This is a genomic window from Pseudomonas sp. UME65 (genome assembly GCF_014170225.1).
In the GTDB taxonomy this organism is placed as follows: Bacteria; Pseudomonadota; Gammaproteobacteria; order Pseudomonadales; family Pseudomonadaceae; genus Aquipseudomonas; species Aquipseudomonas protegens.
The window spans coordinates 367501-383246 of the sequence record NZ_LZZQ01000013.1 but is presented as its reverse complement, the minus strand read 5'-3'; the positions used below and the strand labels follow the sequence as shown (position 1 = coordinate 383246).

The window sequence follows — 15746 nt, the reverse complement described above, 5'->3', positions numbered from 1 at the left end:
ATCGCATAGCCAAACCGGCGATTGAAACAAAACTGTCATGAAAACAGCTTCCTGCAGACGCAGAAAAGGGGCTCGAGAGCCCCTTTTCCATTCAGCGCATTCCCGGATTATTGACCAGGAACGTCCTTGCGCAGTTTCACCGGGTCCTGCTGTTTTTTCTTTTTCGCGATGGCGGTGCGCATCTTGATGTTGATGGCTTCCACCGCCAGGGAGAAGGCCATGGCGAAGTAGACGTAGCCTTTTGGCACGTGCACTTCGAAGGCTTCGGCGATCAGGACCGTACCCACCACCAGCAGGAAGGACAGCGCGAGCATTTTCAGCGACGGGTGCTTGTCGATGAATTCGCTGATGGTCCCGGCCGCCAGCATCATCACCAGCACCGCGACGATGATGGCCGCCACCATGACCGGCACATGGGAAACCATGCCCACGGCGGTGATCACCGAATCCAGGGAGAAGACGATGTCGATAATGGCGATCTGGATGATGGTGTAGAGGAAGTTGCCGCCCTTGCCCTTGGGCTCATCAATGGTTTCGTCCTCGCCTTCCAGGGCGTGGTACATCTCCTGGGAGCTTTTCCACAGCAGGAACAGGCCACCGAAGAACAGGATCAGGTCACGCCCGGAAATGCCCTGGCCGAAGACCACGAACAGGTCGGCCGTGAGGCGCATGACCCAGGTGATCGACAGCAGCAACAGAATGCGCGTGACCATCGCCAGCGCCAGACCGAAGATCCGCGTGCGCGCCTGCATGTGCTTGGGCATGCGGCTGACCAGGATCGAGATCATGATGATGTTGTCGATGCCCAGGACGATCTCCAGGGCAGTCAGGGTAAAGAAGGCAACCCAGATTTCCGGGTTGGTCAGCCATTCCATGTGTATTCCTTTGAGCGAGTGTTATAGCCCGGGCCGTGAGGCCGGCCCGGGCGCAGAAGCATTGCTTTTATAGAGTGCTGAACAGCGGAAAAATCCCCATCAGCAAAGCGGCGAACATTATGCACAGGCAGACCAGCACTGCCCACTTGAGGGTGAAGCGCTGGTGATCGCCGAACTCGATACCGGCCAGGGCCACCAACAGGTAGGTCGAGGGTACCAGCGGGCTGAGCAAGTGCACGGGTTGGCCGACGATCGACGCACGGGCCATTTCCACCGCGGTGATGCCGTAGTGGCTGGCGGCTTCGGCCAGCACCGGCAGCACGCCGTAGTAGAAGGCATCGTTGGACATGAAGAAGGTGAACGGCATGCTCACCAGCGCGGTAATCACCGCCAGGTACGGCCCCAGGGCTTCCGGGATCACCGCCAGCAGGCTCTTGGACATGGCATCCACCATGCCGGTGCCGGACAGGATGCCGGTGAAGATGCCCGCCGCGAAGATCAGCCCGACCACCGCCAGCACGCTGCCGGCGTGGGCCGCGACCCGATCCTTCTGCTGCTGCAGGCAGGGATAGTTGACGATCATGGCGATACTGAAGGCCACCATGAACAGCACCGGCAACGGCAGCAGCCCGGCGATCAGCGCGCACATCAGGGCGAAGGTCAGGGCGCCGTTGAACCAGATCAGCTTGGGACGACGAGCGTCGGGGTGCTGCGACACGCTGATCTCGCTGTGGTCGATCTCGTCGCCCGCCAGGTGCAGTTCACCCAGGCGCGCCCTTTCTCGCTTGCCGTACATGTAGGCGATCGCCAGGATCGCCACCACGCCGGCCAGCATGGCCGGGATCATGGGCACGAAGATGTCCGACGGGTCCACGTGCAGGGCGCTGGCCGCGCGGGCGGTCGGGCCGCCCCAGGGGGTCATGTTCATCACCCCGCCGGCGAGGATGATCAGGCCGGCCATGATTCGCGGGCTCATGCCGATGCGGCTGTACAGCGGCAGCATGGCGGCCACGCAGATCATGTAGGTGGTGGCGCCGTCACCGTCCAAGGACACCACCAGGGCCAGTACCGCAGTGCCCACCGAGACCTTCAGCGGGTCGCCCTTGACCAGCTTGAGGATCTTGCGCACGGCCGGGTCGAACAGGCCGGAGTCGATCATCAGGGCGAAATACAGAATGGCGAACATCAGCATCACGCCCGTGGGCGCGAGCTTGGTGATGCCTTCGAGCATCATCGGGCCGATCTTCGGCGCGAACCCGCCGAACAGGGCGAACAGGATGGGCACGATGATCAGGGCGATCAGCGCCGACAGGCGCTTGGTCATGATCAGGAACATGAAGGTGATGACCATGGCAAAGCCAAGGAAAGTCAGCATGGGATTACTCCAGGCGTAGCGCGGCTAGGGAATGGCGAACCGGGTGGGATCAGCGCAGAACGGCAAGCACGAGGCGTACGGGAGGAGTTGCAGCGAACAGGCGGGTAGGAGCGGACATCAGAATCACCATTGTTGTTGTTAATAGGGCCGGGAGCGCGAGAAACGCCCGCTGTGGCCAACCGGTCTGTTGCCGGTAGTGGAGGCGATCCTAATGGGGGAAGCTTTCAGCCAGCTTTCGTCGCTGAAAGGAACGAACGGATGTTGCAGCAGGCGACCAGCGGCATAAAGTGATGGCTATCGGCGCCAGGGAGACATGCACATGAGAGAGTTGCACACCGGAGGCTGCCACTGCGGGCGGCTGCGTTACCAGTTCAGCGGCCCGTTGCGGGACATCGCCCACTGCCATTGCTCGATCTGCCGCCGGGTCAGTGGCGGTCTGGTGACCACCTGGATCACCCTGCCCGCCTCGGCTTTCGAATGGCTGGAAGGCGTTCCCGCCCGGTACGACTCATCTGGAAGTTGTGCGCGCTATTTCTGCGGCAACTGTGGTGCTCATTTGGCGCTGATCACCCACCTGAGCCCAGACAGCATCGATGTCACCATCGCCACCCTGGATCACCCGGAACGGGCGCCTGCAGACCGGCATATCTGGACCGACAGCCGCCTGCCCTGGTTGCATCTGGACGAGCACCTGCCGCAAGAACCGCAGGAAACCCTGTAGCCGCTGCCGTAGGCTGCGCACGAGCGTGTAGCGGTCGCGAGGCTCTCAAGGCCGCCCAGCAAGGCCCTTCGGTCCATTTCGCAGCCTCGCGGGCTAGGCAGCGCTACGGCAGTTCCAGGCCGCCTGCCGCCTTGTGCAGCGTCCGCAGATGCTCGCCCACCAGCTTCAGGTTGGCCTCGTTGGCGGCGATTTCCGCCGCTCGGGCCGGTTCCAGCAGGGCTCGCACTTCCTTGTCCAGGTCACCGGTCAAGGATTGCAGTTGCTTCTGCCGCTGGCTGCTCTCGGACTCCAGGCGTTGCCATTCAGCGGGCTGAGGCAGGCCGTAGCCGCCGCTGCCCAGCAATTCTGCCGGGCGGCTGAGGAAGCCGCTGTTGGCGAGGATCTGCTGCAGGGTCTTGTTGGCCTGCGCCATACCACCATTTTTCAGCTCGCGAGCCCCCAGGTAGCGCTGCTTGACCTCGTCCTGAGCCAGCAGCAGTTGCCGGCGATAACTGGCCTGCTCCAGCAGCAGCAAGGCGGCGCTGGTGCGCAGGTCGGCCTGGTCGAACCAGTGCCGGCGTTCCTCGGCACTCAGCGACAGCCAGTCTTCGACGCTGGCCTGCTTGATCGGCAGGCGCTTCTTGATCACCTCGAACATCGCCTGGTAGCGGTCGCGGAAGGAGTCGAAGCGATACCCCAGGCGCAGCGCCTCGCGCGGGTCGTCGAGCACGCTGGTGTCCGCCAGCCCCCTGCCCTTGAGCACCTCCAGCAAGCCGTTGGGCATGATGCTGTCGAGGCCGATCAGTTGCTTGTTGTTGCTGCCGCTGCGCAGCAGCTTGAGGCTTTCCACTGCGCAGTTGTTGGACAGGAAGTAGTAGTTGCCGTCGTAGCTCCAATGCATCTCGGCGGCGTGCTCCACCACTTCCTCGATCTCGCTGCGTGACAGCTTCAACGGTACCGAGGCCAGGCTGCGCAGCTCGGTCTTGGTGTACTCGTCGATGACCTGGGACAGCGGCAGGACAAACAGCCGCGAAGGGTACTTGCCCACCAGGCCGTCCCAGCTGGAGAGCTGCACGTCACCGACAAAGGCGCGGTAGGACAGCACCAGGTGCTGGTCCAGGTCCAGCCGGCAATCCGGCCCGCGGGGGCGGCCCGGGGCGCAGATCACCAGGCGCAGCATGCTGTGACCCCAGCGGCTGACCCAGTTCTGGTTGGCTTCGGCCAGCAGGTAGTCCACCGCGTAGACCCGCTCCGGGTCCACCTGCCCCAGGGGCGTTTTGGCGAAGTCGTTGCCGGCGTTGAGGAAGGCGAAGGACTTGGCGCAGCTGTCCTTGGCGGCCGGCGCCCAGCCGAAATGTTCCTGGTAATAGCGGTACAGCGCCGGGCGGCGGCAGGCGTAGCTCGGATCGAGAAGGAAGTACTCCATGTTCACCGCGACGAATTCCTTCGGGTTGGTGATCTCGTAGATGTCCGGGCTGCGGGCGACCTGACGGTTGTGCTGCTCGCGTTCGCCACGGCGGCCGACGTATTGCGGCCAACCGGCCAGATCCAGCAGCCGTGGATCATCGCTGAGGGTGAAGCGCCGGTCATTCTGGCCGCGACACTCATCCGGCAGGCCGATCAGCCCGGAGGTGCTGTTCTTGCGGGTGCAGCGCTGGATCAGGCTACGCTCGGCACCGGGCCACAAACGCGCGCGATCATAAATGTGGGTCAGTTCATGGAGTACCGTGGCGAGCATTTCCCGGCGCACGGTGCCATGGGGGCGGCTGGTCTTCTGGGTGGCGGCGGAGCCGTCGGTCAGGCTGGGCAGCAAGGCGCGGTTGAGGTCCAGTTCCGACACCAGGGATGCCTCGCCATAGGCGTTGTCGGGCATTCGGTCGGTCCAGCCGACATCAATGGTGCGATCCAGTTGCTGGATGAAACGCGGCGGCAACGCCTGCATCGCTTCATCCAGCAGTGCCTGGCTGGCGTGTTGCTGCGCCGGGCTCAAGCCATCGGTCTTGAGGCGCAGTTGCAGGTCGGCCTGGGCGGTGCCGCAGAGCAGCCCCAGGGTCCCGGCCAGCAGCCAGGCTAGGAGTGGTTTCACAGGGCCAGGATGGCTTCGGCAAGCACCTGGTCGCTGGCGTCGCGGGCTTCTGGCAGCTGCGTGCGCAGGGCATTGAACGCCGCTTCAAGTTGCGCGCCGCGGATATCACCGTTGCTGGCGACGAAGCTGGCGGCATCGTCGTGGGCTTCGCGCACGACTTTGGAGTCACGGATCGAAGTGGTGGTGTCCGAGGTGAAATCGATCGTGCGGCCGGAGGCGCGGACGATGATGTTACTGGTGGCCACCAGGGTGTGTGCCTGGGCCACGTCGGCCAACAACAGCAGGCCAAGGGTGGCGGCAATCAGCGGGCTACGCATGGAACGACTCCGGAAGAACAGGGATGGTTATTGGACGAGAATTGCCTGCGCCAGTTCAAGGTCGCTGGCATGAAGTTTTGCCGGGTCCTGGCGCAGGTATTCCAGCGCAGACTCCAGGCGGGCGCCGCGCAGTTGGCCGTCGGTTGCCACGAAGGCAGCGGCGTCATCCTGGGCAGCAAGCAGCAGTTTATGGTCGAAGGGCGCCGAGGTCACCTGGCCTGTCGCATAGACGGTGACAACCAGGCTTTGGGTGGTGAGGTCGAATGCCTGCACCGAACCGGCCCAACAGGCGGCGATCAATACGGGAGCGGAAAGCGAAATACGGAACAAACCCAAGAGTCTCGACAGCTGAAAACCAGCGCCAAGGCTAGCGCAATGCCCCTTGGAGGACCAGCGCAGAGGGTTTCAGGTGCGCCGGGGCACCTGAAACCGAGACGCTTCAGATTGCCAGGATGGCCTGGGCCAGCTGTGCATCAGAGGCCTGCAACTGAGGCGCTTGCTGGCGAATGTGGGCAAATGCGCTTTCCAGTTTTACCCCGCGAATGGCGCCGTCGGTGGCGACGAAACTGGCGGCATCATCCCGGGCGGCACGGACAATCTTGTTGTCACGCAGGGAAGAAGTGGCATCGGAGGTGGCGTCGGTGGTGGCCTTGAGCGCGCCGACAATGGCGTCGGTGGTCACGATCAGGCTGGTGGCGTGGGCATTGGCAGCCAGGGCCAGCAGGGCGGCGGCGCTGAGCAGGCGGAGACGGGACATGGGTAACTCCTGTGAATGAACAGACAATTTAAGGGCGCTGAGTGAGACGCCGGGCAGCCACTGCGAGGTGCTGTGTCTGATTGCTCTGACGCAGCTCGAATGAAAATCGCCACGTCGCCTCAGATATTAGGCTCAGCGGCCCCATTCGCACAGCGTTGCGGCAGGCCTCAGCGCCAAAAGGGTTTGTGCAGTTCCGCTGCCCGATCGCTGTGGCTGATGCCGCTGTCCGAGAGTTGTCGTTCATCCATTTGTGCCAGCAAGTGACGGGTGCGGGCCCGCTCCCGTGTGTTGGCGAGCGCCGTGAGCCAGCGCTTGAAGGGCGTGCAGTGAAGGTTGGTGCCAGGGGACGAGTGCATGATGCTTGCCTCCATGAGCAGCCGAGCGATGAGCTGGCTGCAACCTCATGGTGCGGCGGTTCGATGCGGTGATACAGATACACTCGAGCTAAATTGTACTGGTTAATTGTTATGTTTTATAAAACTGTACCTGTCCCGATGAAACGGGCTGTATTTCAGCTGTTTAGCGCGTTTTCCGCGGCCAGAACGACAAGACCCGTCGCGGTTTCCCGCGACGGGTCTTGTTGTGTGCAATTCGGGGTGCTGGCGGTGGACCCGGTGGGTCAGGGCCAGCGACGCTGAGTTAGCGCCAGAACGGCTTGCTCAGCTCTTCGTAGCGTTGTGCTTCGCTGATCCCGGCATCGGCCAGCAGACGCGAATCCAGGCGAGCCAGTTGATGGCGGCTGGAGATGCGGCGCTGCCACAGCATCAGGTTGGCGATAACGCGCAGAGGCAGGGAAGCCTGGGTTTTTTCAGCTTTGTCTTCGAAGAACAGTTCGGAACTGAGTGTACGTTCCATGGTTGACATCCTTCCGCTTGTGGCGGGATCAGGTAGTGGTTTAACTGGTGCCCATGATCCTCTTCCCGCGCAAGACTCTGTAGATACAGTTCACCTGTATTGTGAAGGACCAGTTAACTGTTTATAGGGGCTGTACTGTTCGGAAAAGGCGCAACTGTACCTGTCAGCACCTTTATGGTGCATTTCGGTGCTTTTTGATGGGAGGCAAGTGGTTTTAGGCGGGGAAAATACCGGTACAGCAGTACAGTTTTTGGCGGTCTCTGGCGAGCGGCCGGCAAGCTGACGAAACTGTGTTTGCGTCAGCTGCCAACTGTATCAATTACTCGACGAGCATTTTCCCGGTTTCTTCCAGGTTGATGTGCCAGCTCAGGGCATCACGCAGGATATGCGGCGTGTGACCACCCAAGGCGCAGGCCTTGGTGAAGTAGTCATTCAGTGCGTCGCGGTAGGAAGGATGCACACAGTTGTCGATGATCACCCGGGCCCGCTCCCGCGGCGCCAGGCCGCGCAGGTCCGCCAGGCCGATCTCGGTCACCAGGATGTCGACGTCATGCTCGGTGTGGTCCACGTGGCTGACCATCGGCACCACGCTGGAAATCGCCCCGCCCTTGGCAATCGACTTGGTGACGAAGATCGCCAGGTGTGCGTTGCGGGCGAAGTCGCCGGAGCCGCCGATGCCGTTCATCATCCGCGTGCCGCAGACGTGGGTGGAGTTGACGTTGCCGTAGATATCGAACTCCAGCGCGGTGTTGATGCCGATGATACCCAGGCGGCGCACCACTTCCGGGTGGTTGGAGATCTCCTGCGGACGCAGCACCAGCTTGTCCTTGTAGCGTTCCAGGTTGCCGAACACGTCGGCGTTGCGTCGGCTCGACAGGGTGATGGAGCTACCTGAGGCGAAGCTGAGCTTACCGGCGTCGATCAGGTCGAAGGTCGAGTCCTGCAGTACTTCGGAGTACATGGTCAGGTTCTCGAATGGCGACTCGATCAGGCCGCACATCACCGCGTTGGCGATGTTGCCGATACCGGCCTGCAGCGGGCCGAGCTTGTTGCTCATGCGCCCGGCATCCACTTCCTGCTTGAGAAAGTCGATCAGGTGGTTGGCGATGCCCTGGGTCTCGCTGTCCGGGGTGGAAACCGTGGACGGCGAATCCGACTGATTAGTGATGACGATGGCGACGATCTTGTCCGCAGGGATCGGAATCGCCGTGCTGCCGATGCGATCGTCGACCTTCACCAGGGGAATCGGTGTACGGGTCGGTCGATAGGTCGGGATATAGATGTCGTGCAGGCCTTCCAGGTTCGGGTTGTGCGCCAGGTTGATCTCGACGATCACCTGCTTGGCGAAGATCGCGAAGCTGGCGGAGTTGCCCACCGAGGTGGTCGGCACGATATGGCCCTGTTCAGTGATGGCGACAGCCTCGATCACTGCAATGTCCGGCAGCTTGAGCTGCTGGTTGCGCAGTTGTTCGACGGTTTCCGACAAGTGTTGGTCGATGAACATCACTTCGCCAGCGTTGATCGCCTTGCGCAGGGTGCTGTCCACCTGGAACGGCATGCGTCGGGCCAGCACGCCAGCTTCGGTGAGCTGCTTGTCCAGGTCGTTGCCCAGGCTGGCGCCGGTCATCAGGCTGATTTTCAGTGGCGTTACCTTGGCCCGTTCGGCCAGGGCATGGGGCACGGCCTTGGCTTCACCGGCGCGGGTGAAGCCGCTCATGCCGACGGTCATGCCGTCCTCAATCAGAGCGGCAGCGTCAGCGGCGCTCATCACCTTATCCAACAACGAAGGCAAGCGGATACGATCACGGTACATGGATTGTTATCTCGGGCAACGGAAGCAAGAAGCGCAGTCTAGTGATTTCAAAAAAAAACACCGCGCGACAAAGGTCGAATGAAAGGCCCTGATCTAGAGCCTTCTGTCGGCTTTATGGAGTAAATAAAAAACCCCAGCCTACTAAAGGCTGAGGTTTTGGGTATTGCGCTACAGCAGCTTTATTCGACGGCTTTGACCATGTCTTCGATGACCTTCTTCGCGTCGCCGAAGACCATCATGGTCTTGTCCAGGTAGAACAGTTCGTTGTCCAGGCCGGCATAGCCGCTGGCCATGGAGCGCTTGTTGACGATGATGGTCTTGGCCTTGAAGGCTTCGAGAATCGGCATGCCGGCAATCGGCGACTTAGGATCGTTCTTCGCCGCCGGGTTGACCACGTCGTTGGCGCCCAGCACCAGCACCACGTCGGCCTGGCCGAACTCGGAGTTGATGTCTTCCATCTCGAACACCTGGTCGTAAGGCACTTCGGCTTCGGCCAGCAAGACGTTCATGTGGCCGGGCATGCGCCCCGCTACCGGGTGGATCGCGTATTTCACGGTCACGCCGCGGTGGGTCAGCTTCTCGGTCAGCTCTTTCAGCGCGTGCTGGGCGCGTGCCACCGCCAGGCCGTAGCCGGGAACAATGATCACGGTATCGGCGTTGGTCAGCAGGAAGGTCGCATCGTCGGCTGAACCGGATTTCACTGGGCGTGCTTCCTTCGAACCTGCCGGGCCGCCGGCATCGGCTGTGTTGCCGAAACCGCCCAGCAGGACGTTGAAGAACGAACGGTTCATCGCCTTGCACATGATGTAGGAGAGGATTGCACCGCTGGAGCCCACCAGCGAGCCGGCGATGATCAGCATCGAGTTGTTCAGGGAAAAACCGATCCCTGCTGCCGCCCAGCCCGAGTAGCTGTTGAGCATCGACACTACTACTGGCATGTCGGCACCGCCGATCGGGATGATGATCAGCACGCCCATGACGAAGGCCAGGGCCAGCATCAGGGCAAAAGCACCGAGGTTGCCGGTGACCATGAAGGTCACGCCCAGGCCGAGGGTGGCCAGGCCCAGTACCAGGTTGAGCTTGTGCTGCCCGGCGAACTGTACCGGTGCGCCTTGGAACAGGCGGAACTTGTACTTGCCCGACAGCTTGCCGAAGGCGATCACCGAACCGGAGAAGGTGATGGCACCGATGGCTGCGCCAAGGAACAGCTCCAGGCGGTTACCGGCGGGAATCGAGTCGCCCAGGTGCTTGACGATGCCCAGGGACTGAGGCTCGACCACGGCGGCAATGGCGATGAATACCGCGGCCAGGCCGATCATGCTGTGCATGAAGGCCACCAGTTCCGGCATCTTGGTCATCTCGACACGCTTGGCCATGATCGAACCGGCGGTACCACCGATCAGCAGGCCAACGATGACGTAGCCGATGCCGGCGGTCGCCAGTTCCGCGCCCAGCTTATAAATGAGGCCGATGGTGGTCAGTACCGCCAGGGCCATGCCCAGCATGCCGAACAGGTTGCCGCGTCGGGACGTGGTCGGGTGCGAAAGGCCCTTGAGCGCCTGGATAAAGCACACCGAGGCGATCAGGTAGAGGGTTGTTACCAGGTTCATGCTCATTATTTCTGCACCTCTTCTTTCACGGCTTTGGGCGCTTTCTTCTTGAACATTTCCAGCATGCGACGGGTGACCAGGAAGCCGCCGAACACATTGACCGCAGCCAGGGCCACGGCCAGGGTGCCCATGGTCTTGCCCAACGGGGTCACGGTCAGGGCGGCAGCCAGCATGGCGCCGACGATGACGATCGCGGAAATGGCGTTGGTCACTGCCATCAGGGGGGTGTGCAGTGCGGGTGTAACGTTCCAGACCACGTGGTAACCGACATAGATCGCCAGCACGAAGATGATCAGGTTGTAGATACCGGGGGAGATAAGCTCTTCCATCGTCTGAATCCCTGCTTAGGCGTTTTTGCGGATGACTTGGCCGTCGCGGCACATCAGGCACGCGGCGACGATGTCGTCTTCGAGGTTGACTTCGAACTGCCCTTCTTTGGTGAAGACAAGCTTCAGGAAGTCCAGCAGGTTGCGGGCGTACAGCGCCGAGGCGTCGGCAGCCACTGCCCCGGCCAGATTGGTCGGGCCGACGATGGTCACGCCGTGCTCGACTACGACCTGGTCAGCCACAGTCAGTGGGCAGTTGCCGCCCTGAGCGGCTGCCAGGTCGATGACCACCGAACCGGGCTTCATCTGGGCCACGGTATCGGCGCTCAGCAGGGTCGGTGCCTTGCGGCCCGGAATCAGCGCGGTGGTGATGACGATATCGGCCTGTTTGGCGCGTTCGTGCACGGCCTGAGCCTGGCGCTGCATCCAGCTGGCCGGCATGGGGCGCGCGTAACCGCCGACACCGACGGCGCACTCGCGCTCTTCGTCAGTCTCGTAAGGCACGTCGACGAATTTGGCGCCCAGGGATTCGATCTGCTCCTTCACTGCCGGACGCACGTCCGAAGCTTCGATCACCGCACCCAGGCGCTTGGCCGTGGCGATGGCCTGCAGGCCGGCAACACCGGCGCCGAGAATCAGCACCCGGGCAGCCTTCACCGTACCGGCGGCGGTCATCAGCATCGGCATGAAGCGCGGATAGTAGTGGGCAGCCAGCAGCACGGCCTTGTAGCCGGCGATGTTGGCCTGGGACGACAGCACGTCCAGGCTCTGGGCCCGGGAGGTGCGGGGTGCGGCCTCCAGGGCGAAGGCGGTGATCCCGCGCTCGGCCAGCTTGGCGATGGTTTCATTGCTGAACGGATTGAGCATGCCCACCAGCACGGTGCCGCTCTTGATCAGCGCCAGTTCGCTGTCGCTGGGCGCCACGACCTTGAGAATCAGCTCGGCGCCAAAGGCATCGTTGGCGCTGCCAATGGTGGCTCCTGCCGCTTCATAGGCACTGTCGACCACGCTGGCGTTAATGCCGGCGCCGCTTTGCACAGTGACTTTATGACCCTGGCCGATCAGCTTCTTGATGGTTTCCGGGGTTGCAGCAACCCGTGTTTCACCCGTCTGGGTTTCGAGAGGAACACCAATGTGCACGTCAAATCTCCTGCTTGATCTTATTGCTTTCGATCTTTCTTAGAAGGCCAGCGCACTTCGGAGGGTGCGGCTGGGGCGGCCGATCAGCACGATCCCGCTGAAATCACAGCGGGGCGCGGCATTTTGCAGGCGAACTTTGAGGCCTTCAAGGGATTCTGACTAGTGACGGAAAATTAACTACAAGTCACCCCGTGACCGAATGTCGCAACGTACCAGGTTAAAGCCTTGTAAGCCGTGCCTTTCAAGGCTTTGCTATGGAAAATAAGATTTTTCTCATCCGTGACATGAATAGTCTTACATTGCCCTTGAATAAACCCTACAAGCCGCGTGGTTAGGCGCTTGTAGAACGATTGTTCAAGGTGTCGGTACAGTCTGTGAAAATGCGACAAATAGTTATATCTGTAGGGTTCTAATTTATTTGACTACGGGGTCAGCTATTAGCTGTGAGCCTTTATTTTTCAAGGTTGTAGCTGTTTGCCTGGTTCACCAGCCAGTCGCGAAAAGCCCGTAAAGAGGCCGATTCCACTTTGCGTTCGGGAATCATCAGGTAATACGCCTTGATGCTCGAGAGTGCCTGGGGGTTGGCAATGACCAAGCGTTTTTCGGCCAGCTCGCGCTGGATAAGGAAGGGCGGAATCAAGGCGATACCCATGTCGTGCATGGCGGCCTGGGCGAGCATGGAGAATAGCTCGTAGCGCGTGCCTGTCATGTCGCGGGGGATATTCAGCTGCTGTGAGTTGAACCATTGCCGCCAGGCATAAGGCCGCGTGGTCTGCTGCAGCAGGGGCAGTTCGGCTATGGCCTCGGCGCTCAACTCTTGCTGCTTGCCGAGCATTGCCGGGCTGCACACCGGCATCGGGTTTTCGCCCATCAGCCAGTGAGACTGGGTACCCGACCAATCGGCGTCGCCAAAGTAGATGGCGGCGTCGAAGGGGGTGTCGGCAAAGAGGAAGGGGCGCGTGCGGTTGGTCAGGTTGACCGTGACTTCGGGGTGCTGCTGCTGGAAGTCCTTCAGGCGTGGCAATAACCACTGCGTCCCGAAGGTCGGAACCACCGCCAGTTCGATGACGTTAGCCCCCTGCTGACCCATCACTGAAAGTGTGTCGCGCTCCACTGCGTCCAGTTGTGTGGCGACCCGGCGGCTGTAGGACAGCCCGGCCTCAGTGAGCTTGACTCCCCGTCGTGAACGCCGGAAAAGTTCCAGCCCGAGGAACTCTTCAAGGCTGGCGATCTGTCGGCAGACCGCACCCTGGGTCAGGGAAAGCTCTTGGGCTGCCTTGGTAAAGCTCTCATGACGTGCCGCGGCTTCGAAGCTGATTAAGGCGGTGGTACTGGGGATCTTTCTGCGCATGTACGGCAATCTCACTAATAGATGCTGTAAAAGGCGGTTTAGGCCATTACGAAGTGAGAAATTAGCACAACACTATGCGAAATCCTCGTTTGCCTGGGGCGCACCGTAGGCCTAGGATCTGTTCCACGATAGTTGACCTACTTCACGAGGATTCACTCATGGGCGGTAAAGCAAGCTTCAACTGGATCGATCCCCTTCTGCTGGACCAGCAACTCACCGAAGAAGAACGCATGGTCCGCGACAGTGCCGAGCAGTTCGCTCAAGACAAGCTGGCACCACGGGTTCTCGAAGCTTTCCGCCATGAGAAGACCGACCCGGCCATCTTCCGGGAAATGGGTGAAGTCGGCCTGTTGGGCGCTACCATTCCTGAGCAGTACGGCGGCAGCGGCCTTAACTATGTGTGCTATGGCCTGATCGCTCGTGAAGTGGAGCGAGTGGACTCCGGCTACCGCTCGATGATGAGTGTGCAGTCGTCCTTGGTGATGGTGCCGATCAACGAGTTTGGTACCGAGGCGCAAAAGCAGAAGTACCTGCCGAAACTGGCGTCCGGCGAATGGATTGGCTGCTTTGGTCTGACCGAGCCGAACCATGGATCTGACCCGGGTGCGATGATTACTCGTGCACGCAAAGTGGACGGTGGCTACAGCCTGACTGGTAGCAAGATGTGGATCACCAACAGCCCGATTGCTGATGTATTCGTGGTTTGGGCCAAGGATGATGCCGGCGACATTCGTGGTTTTGTCCTGGAGAAAGGCTGGAAGGGCCTGAGTGCACCAGCGATTCACGGCAAGGTCGGCCTGCGGGCCTCGATCACCGGCGAAATCGTCATGGACAACGTGTTCGTGCCGGAAGAGAACATCTTCCCGGATGTGCGTGGGCTCAAAGGACCTTTTACCTGCTTGAACTCGGCGCGTTACGGCATCTCCTGGGGCGCCTTGGGGGCTGCGGAGTTCTGCTGGCACACCGCACGTCAATACACCCTTGATCGCCAGCAGTTCGGTCGTCCTCTGGCGGCAACCCAACTGATCCAGAAGAAGCTGGCGGACATGCAGACCGAAATCACCCTCGCCCTCCAGGGCTGTCTGCGCCTGGGGCGGATGAAGGATGAAGGGACTGCGGCGGTGGAAATCACCTCGATCATGAAGCGCAACTCCTGCGGCAAGTCCCTGGATATCGCGCGCATGGCCCGTGACATGCTGGGCGGCAACGGGATATCCGATGAGTTCGGTATTGCTCGTCACCTGGTGAACCTGGAAGTGGTCAACACCTACGAAGGTACTCACGACGTGCATGCGCTGATTCTCGGGCGTGCACAAACCGGTATCCAGGCGTTCTATTAATAGGAGAGCGGCCATGGGCGCGTTATCACATCTGCGGGTACTGGATTTATCGCGGGTACTGGCTGGGCCGTGGTCCGGGCAGATCCTTGCGGACCTGGGGGCCGAGGTGATCAAGGTCGAGCGTCCGGGTAATGGTGACGATACACGCGCCTGGGGGCCGCCCTTCCTTAAAGATGCCTATGGCGTGAACACCACGGAGGCTGCCTATTACCTGTCGGCCAACCGTAACAAGCAGTCGGTGACCATCGACTTCACGCGCCCAGAGGGGCAGCAGCTGGTGCGTGAGCTGGCTGCCAAGTCGGATATCGTCATCGAGAACTTCAAGGTGGGTGGGCTGGCGGCTTATGGTCTGGACTATGAGTCGCTCAAGGCCGTCAATCCGCGGCTGATCTACTGTTCTATCACCGGTTTTGGTCAGACCGGGCCCTATGCCAAGCGCGCGGGTTATGACTTCATGATCCAGGGCTTGGGTGGTCTGATGAGCCTGACTGGGCGACCTGAGGGTGATGAGGGGGCTGGGCCGGTAAAAGTGGGGGTGGCCTTGACCGACATCCTTACCGGGCTCTACTCCACTGTGGCGATTCTGGCGGCCCTGGCTCATCGAGATCAGGGTGGCGGTGGTCAGCACATCGATATGGCATTGCTGGATGTGCAGGTCGCTTGCCTGGCCAACCAGGCCATGAACTATCTGACCACGGGGGTCGCACCCAAGCGCTTGGGTAATGCGCACCCTAATATAGTGCCCTATCAGGATTTTCCGACGGCGGATGGCGACTTCATCCTCACCGTGGGTAATGACGGGCAGTTTCGCAAGTTTGCCGAGGTAGCGGGTCAGCCGCAGTGGGCGGACGATCCTCGGTTTGCCACTAACAAGCTGCGGGTGGCCAATCGGGCGGTGCTGATCCCGCTGATTCGCCAGGCCACGGTGTTCAAGACTACGGCGGAGTGGGTGAGTCAGCTGGAGCTGGCTGGGGTGCCTTGTGGGCCGATCAATGATCTGGCACAGGTGTTTGCTGATCCACAGGTCGTGGCTCGAGGCCTGGCTGTGGAGCTGCCACACGCGTTGGCTGGGATGGTGCCTCAGGTGGCTAGCCCGATTCGTCTTTCGCAAACCCCCGTTGAGTACCGTAACGCCCCTCCTCTATTGGGCGAACATACTGCAGAGGTTCTGCAACGTGTATTGGGGATGCGGGTCGAGGCT

16 protein-coding genes (1 of these 16 running past the window's edge) are annotated in these 15746 nt (G+C 61.1%); 3 read left to right on the top strand and 13 right to left on the bottom strand.

Features of this window, described 5'->3' with window-relative positions; genetic code table 11:
* Positions 1-107: 107 nt before the first annotated feature.
* The gene (locus tag A9971_RS16540) at positions 108-875 is read right to left on the bottom strand and encodes a TerC family protein (protein WP_011058491.1); all 768 of its coding nucleotides are present in this window, start codon (positions 873-875) and stop codon (positions 108-110) included.
* A gap of 67 nt (positions 876-942) precedes the next feature.
* The gene (locus A9971_RS16535) at positions 943-2250 is read right to left on the bottom strand and encodes a CitMHS family transporter (protein ID WP_183001294.1); all 1308 of its coding nucleotides are present in this window, start codon (positions 2248-2250) and stop codon (positions 943-945) included.
* 319 nt (positions 2251-2569) lie between these two features.
* Here A9971_RS16535 and A9971_RS16530 point away from each other — a divergent pair, with 319 nt between their 5' ends.
* Entirely contained in the window at positions 2570-2971 is a 402-nt protein-coding gene (locus A9971_RS16530; protein ID WP_011058493.1) for a GFA family protein, read from the top strand.
* 103 nt (positions 2972-3074) lie between these two features.
* On the opposite strand, the gene A9971_RS16525 is transcribed toward A9971_RS16530, so the two are convergent.
* The 11 genes from A9971_RS16525 to A9971_RS16475 all read right to left on the bottom strand — a co-directional run bounded on the left by A9971_RS16525 (position 3075) and on the right by A9971_RS16475 (position 13205).
* Positions 3075-5036 (bottom strand): DUF4105 domain-containing protein, encoded by a 1962-nt coding sequence (locus tag A9971_RS16525; protein WP_183001295.1) that lies wholly within the window; start codon positions 5034-5036, stop codon positions 3075-3077.
* A complete protein-coding gene (locus A9971_RS16520; protein WP_011058495.1) occupies positions 5033-5353 on the bottom strand; it encodes a DUF2388 domain-containing protein in 321 nt (106 codons plus the stop codon). The genes A9971_RS16525 and A9971_RS16520 overlap by 4 nt, the downstream gene beginning before the upstream one ends.
* 27 nt (positions 5354-5380) lie before the next feature.
* Positions 5381-5689, bottom strand: coding sequence for a DUF2388 domain-containing protein (locus A9971_RS16515; RefSeq protein ID WP_011058496.1), 309 nt, complete (start codon positions 5687-5689; stop codon positions 5381-5383).
* A gap of 103 nt (positions 5690-5792) precedes the next feature.
* Positions 5793-6110 (bottom strand): DUF2388 domain-containing protein, encoded by a 318-nt coding sequence (locus A9971_RS16510; RefSeq protein WP_011058497.1) that lies wholly within the window; start codon positions 6108-6110, stop codon positions 5793-5795.
* A 167-nt stretch (positions 6111-6277) separates the two neighbouring features.
* Positions 6278-6481 (bottom strand): DUF1127 domain-containing protein, encoded by a 204-nt coding sequence (locus A9971_RS16505; protein WP_077933162.1) that lies wholly within the window; start codon positions 6479-6481, stop codon positions 6278-6280.
* A gap of 268 nt (positions 6482-6749) precedes the next feature.
* The gene (locus A9971_RS16500; protein ID WP_011058498.1) at positions 6750-6965 is read right to left on the bottom strand and encodes a DUF1127 domain-containing protein; all 216 of its coding nucleotides are present in this window, start codon (positions 6963-6965) and stop codon (positions 6750-6752) included.
* A 319-nt stretch (positions 6966-7284) separates the two neighbouring features.
* Positions 7285-8778: an acetyl-CoA hydrolase/transferase family protein gene (locus A9971_RS16495; protein ID WP_011058499.1), complete on the bottom strand. Its 1494-nt coding sequence runs from the start codon at positions 8776-8778 to the stop codon at positions 7285-7287.
* Between the two features lie 179 nt (positions 8779-8957).
* Complete coding sequence (locus tag A9971_RS16490) at positions 8958-10394, bottom strand: NAD(P)(+) transhydrogenase (Re/Si-specific) subunit beta (protein WP_041115026.1); 1437 nt, start codon at positions 10392-10394, stop codon at positions 8958-8960.
* Positions 10394-10717, bottom strand: a complete 324-nt coding sequence (locus A9971_RS16485; protein WP_005783507.1) for an NAD(P) transhydrogenase subunit alpha — start codon at positions 10715-10717, stop codon at positions 10394-10396. The genes A9971_RS16490 and A9971_RS16485 overlap by 1 nt, the downstream gene beginning before the upstream one ends.
* Before the next feature lie 15 nt (positions 10718-10732).
* Positions 10733-11854 carry a Re/Si-specific NAD(P)(+) transhydrogenase subunit alpha gene (locus tag A9971_RS16480; RefSeq protein WP_041115030.1) on the bottom strand — a complete coding sequence of 374 codons (1122 nt, stop codon included), beginning with the start codon at positions 11852-11854 and terminating at the stop codon, positions 10733-10735.
* Between the two features lie 451 nt (positions 11855-12305).
* Positions 12306-13205 carry a LysR family transcriptional regulator gene (locus A9971_RS16475; RefSeq protein WP_183001296.1) on the bottom strand — a complete coding sequence of 300 codons (900 nt, stop codon included), beginning with the start codon at positions 13203-13205 and terminating at the stop codon, positions 12306-12308.
* 158 nt (positions 13206-13363) lie between these two features.
* Between A9971_RS16475 and A9971_RS16470 the strand changes: the two genes are divergently transcribed.
* Both A9971_RS16470 and A9971_RS16465 read left to right on the top strand, forming a co-directional pair.
* Positions 13364-14545 carry an acyl-CoA dehydrogenase gene (locus A9971_RS16470; RefSeq protein ID WP_011058503.1) on the top strand — a complete coding sequence of 394 codons (1182 nt, stop codon included), beginning with the start codon at positions 13364-13366 and terminating at the stop codon, positions 14543-14545.
* Positions 14546-14558: 13 nt separating this feature from the next.
* On the top strand, positions 14559-15746 hold the 5' portion of the coding sequence (locus A9971_RS16465; RefSeq protein ID WP_183001297.1) for a CaiB/BaiF CoA-transferase family protein. 33 nt of this gene lie beyond the right edge of the window; the window shows 1188 of its 1221 coding nt (coding positions 1-1188); the start codon lies at positions 14559-14561; the stop codon falls past the right edge of the window.

Coding starts and splice junctions, on each gene's coding strand:
- A9971_RS16485 (WP_005783507.1), bottom strand. CDS start 10,717: ATGGAAGAGCTTATCTCCCCCGGTATCTACAACCTGATCATCTTCGTG.
- A9971_RS16470 (WP_011058503.1), top strand. CDS start 13,364: ATGGGCGGTAAAGCAAGCTTCAACTGGATCGATCCCCTTCTGCTGGAC.
- A9971_RS16500 (WP_011058498.1), bottom strand. CDS start 6,965: ATGGAACGTACACTCAGTTCCGAACTGTTCTTCGAAGACAAAGCTGAA.
- A9971_RS16495 (WP_011058499.1), bottom strand. CDS start 8,778: ATGTACCGTGATCGTATCCGCTTGCCTTCGTTGTTGGATAAGGTGATG.
- A9971_RS16540 (WP_011058491.1), bottom strand. CDS start 875: ATGGAATGGCTGACCAACCCGGAAATCTGGGTTGCCTTCTTTACCCTG.
- A9971_RS16490 (WP_041115026.1), bottom strand. CDS start 10,394: ATGAGCATGAACCTGGTAACAACCCTCTACCTGATCGCCTCGGTGTGC.
- A9971_RS16530 (WP_011058493.1), top strand. CDS start 2,570: ATGAGAGAGTTGCACACCGGAGGCTGCCACTGCGGGCGGCTGCGTTAC.
- A9971_RS16520 (WP_011058495.1), bottom strand. CDS start 5,353: ATGCGTAGCCCGCTGATTGCCGCCACCCTTGGCCTGCTGTTGTTGGCC.
- A9971_RS16510 (WP_011058497.1), bottom strand. CDS start 6,110: ATGTCCCGTCTCCGCCTGCTCAGCGCCGCCGCCCTGCTGGCCCTGGCT.
- A9971_RS16505 (WP_077933162.1), bottom strand. CDS start 6,481: ATGGAGGCAAGCATCATGCACTCGTCCCCTGGCACCAACCTTCACTGC.
- A9971_RS16535 (WP_183001294.1), bottom strand. CDS start 2,250: ATGCTGACTTTCCTTGGCTTTGCCATGGTCATCACCTTCATGTTCCTG.
- A9971_RS16475 (WP_183001296.1), bottom strand. CDS start 13,205: ATGCGCAGAAAGATCCCCAGTACCACCGCCTTAATCAGCTTCGAAGCC.